Source organism: Streptomyces sp. NPDC058665, assembly GCF_042714995.1.
Classification (GTDB): domain Bacteria; phylum Actinomycetota; class Actinomycetes; order Streptomycetales; family Streptomycetaceae; genus Streptomyces.
In genome coordinates this window covers 53771-56268 of record NZ_JBHXRX010000056.1, presented here as the reverse complement: position 1 = coordinate 56268, position 2498 = coordinate 53771, and the positions used below count along the sequence as shown (strand labels likewise).

The following is a 2498-nucleotide window of genomic DNA, read 5'->3' as shown; positions in this document are numbered from 1 at the left end:
GACAGGACCCAGGCCCTGTCCGGCGGATCTTCGCGGGCCCGGAACGCCCGGCACGGCACCTCGCCGCGTTGTCGGAGTCGGCCAAGTATGTCCAGTACGAGCCCGATCCTCCGCCTTGCGATGCACCGCACCAGGCGCCCCGGGCTGATCCACGAAGATCCGCCGGACAGGGCCTAGTGCCGCCATTCCCTTTCACGGCCGGCCGTCCAGGCGCCCGGCGCCGTGTAACGGACCTCGCCCCAGCGGGACTTGCGCCGCTGCCTGGCGGCGGAGGACGCGACGGCCTGCTCGCGTGTACCGGTCAGGGTGGACAACACCGCGAGCAGCGCGGCGAGTTCCATCTCCCCGGGTGCGCCTCTGACGACGCGCACAAGCTGTTCGGCCGACGTCAGGGCGACGGGTTCGTGTACTCGCGGGCCGGCCACATGGTTGGGCTGCATCATTTCCCTCCGGTGCTCCGAGAACAGCTGCATCCGTGCTTTCTCCCGTTCGCCGGAGACGGCATTTCCACGGCGATGCGGGTACCGTCGTACGCCTGGCGCGCGACGGCGGGCACCAGGGGCGGGCCAACTGTCGGCTACCGTCACTTTCATTGAAGGGTCCTACCGCACCGCCCTTCCAGCGGATCGACCCCCTAATTCCCCCACCCCTACCCCTAAGTCGATAGGGGCCGGCAGGGGTCGCCACGCGCCCGCGCGCACATGAACGCTGAACTCAGCCTGAGGCAGAGGCTTCAGTCGGACCGATCCGAGGAACTTGATTGATGGCCGCCATATCCAGCAACAACGCGTCGAACTGGATCCGGGAGTTTCATCCGGCCGACCGGACGTCCCCCCGGATGATCTGCTTCCCCCACGCGGGCGGTGCGGCGAGCTACTACTTCCCTGTCTCCCGGGCGCTCTCCGGGCAGGTCGAGGTCCTCGCCGTCCAGTACCCCGGGCGTCAGGACCGTTACGCGGAACCGGCCATCGGCAATGTGGAGAACCTCGCCGCCGCGATCTTCCGTGAACTCCCGCTGGAGGACCTGGACCGGACCTGGCTCTTCGGCCACAGCATGGGCGCCGCCGTCGCCTTCGAGGTGGCCCGGCTGATGGAACGGGAGCTGGACCGGTCGCCCCTCGGAATCATCCTGTCCGGTCGGCGCGCGCCGTCCCGGTACCGTGACGAGACCCTGCACCGCCAGGGCGACGCGGCGATCATCGCCAACGTCCAGGCGCTCAGCGGCACCGACGCGACCGTCTTCGACGATCCCGACACGCACCGTCTGATCATGCCCGCCCTGCGGGCCGACTACCGCGCCATCGAGACCTACCGGCCGGCCGGCACCCCGCAGGTCGCCTGCCCGGTCCATGTCTTCGTGGGCGACGCCGACCCGTTGAGCACACTGGACGAGGCGGGCAGCTGGCGCGACCACACCACGGGCGAGTTCACGATGCGCGTCTTCCAGGGCGACCACTTCTATCTGACGGCGCGCCCCGCCGAGGTCATCTCCGCGATCTCGCAGCTGATCGTGCCCGCCCCGCCCCGCGCCTGAGCGCACCGCCGCTGCCGTCGGGGGTGGTGGGCCGGATCCGGACCGGAACCCGATCCGAACCGGATACGACCACCGCCCACGGATCGACTCACCTCTCGCCTGTGTGCTGTGATCAGGCGGACATCGACGCAGCCGGTCCGGCAGAGTGGGAGAAACGCCGTGTTCTACTACGTACTGAAGTACGTGCTGTTGGGCCCCCTGCTGCGACTGCTCTTCCGGCCGCGCATCGAAGGGCTCGAACACATACCGGCGGACGGCGCCGCGATCCTCGCGGGCAACCATCTCTCGTTCTCCGACCACTTCCTGATGCCCGCGATCATCCGGCGGCGGATCACGTTTCTCGCGAAGGCCGAGTACTTCACCGGGCCGGGCATCAAGGGCCGCCTCACCGCCGGTTTCTTCCGCGGCGTCGGCCAGATCCCGGTCGACCGGTCAGGCAAGGAAGCCGGCCAGGCGGCGATCCGGGAAGGGCTCGGGGTGCTCGGCAAGGGCGAGTTGCTGGGGATCTACCCGGAGGGCACGCGCTCGCACGACGGTCGGCTCTACAAGGGCAAGGTCGGTGTCGCGGTGATGGCCATCAGGGCACAGGTCCCGGTGGTGCCGTGCGCGATGGTGGGTACGTTCGAGATCCAGCCGCCCGGCCAGAAGATCCCCAGCATCAAGCGGGTCACGATCCGCTTCGGTGAGCCGCTGGACTTCTCGCGCTACGCGGGTCTGGAGAACCAGAAGGCCGCGGTCCGCGCCGTGACCGACGAGATCATGTACGCGATCCTCGGGCTGTCCGGGCAGGAGTACGTGGACCGGTACGCCGCCGACGTGAAGGCCGAGGAGGCCCAGCGGGCACCGGGAAAGAAGTTCCCGCGCCTGCGCCGCTGATCGCCGCGCGCCCGGTGACGCGAGAGGGGGGGGCGGCCCCCCCCCCGCCGCGCCCCCCCCCCCCCCGGCCGGTTGGGCCCATGTGATC

General features: G+C 69.7%; 3 protein-coding genes. 2 read left to right on the top strand and 1 reads right to left on the bottom strand.

The features are described 5' to 3' along the window. Positions 1-173 precede the first annotated feature (173 nt). Complete coding sequence (locus tag ACFWV8_RS29445) at positions 174-473, bottom strand: acyl-CoA carboxylase subunit epsilon (protein WP_384210510.1); 300 nt, start codon at positions 471-473, stop codon at positions 174-176. Positions 474-763: 290 nt separating this feature from the next. On the opposite strand from ACFWV8_RS29445, the gene ACFWV8_RS29440 reads away from it, so the two are divergent. Both ACFWV8_RS29440 and ACFWV8_RS29435 read left to right on the top strand, forming a co-directional pair. Beyond that, positions 764-1534, top strand: a complete 771-nt coding sequence (locus ACFWV8_RS29440; protein WP_329390836.1) for an alpha/beta fold hydrolase — start codon at positions 764-766, stop codon at positions 1532-1534. Between the two features lie 159 nt (positions 1535-1693). Next, the gene (locus ACFWV8_RS29435; protein WP_329390834.1) at positions 1694-2410 is read left to right on the top strand and encodes a lysophospholipid acyltransferase family protein; all 717 of its coding nucleotides are present in this window, start codon (positions 1694-1696) and stop codon (positions 2408-2410) included. Positions 2411-2498 lie beyond the last annotated feature (88 nt).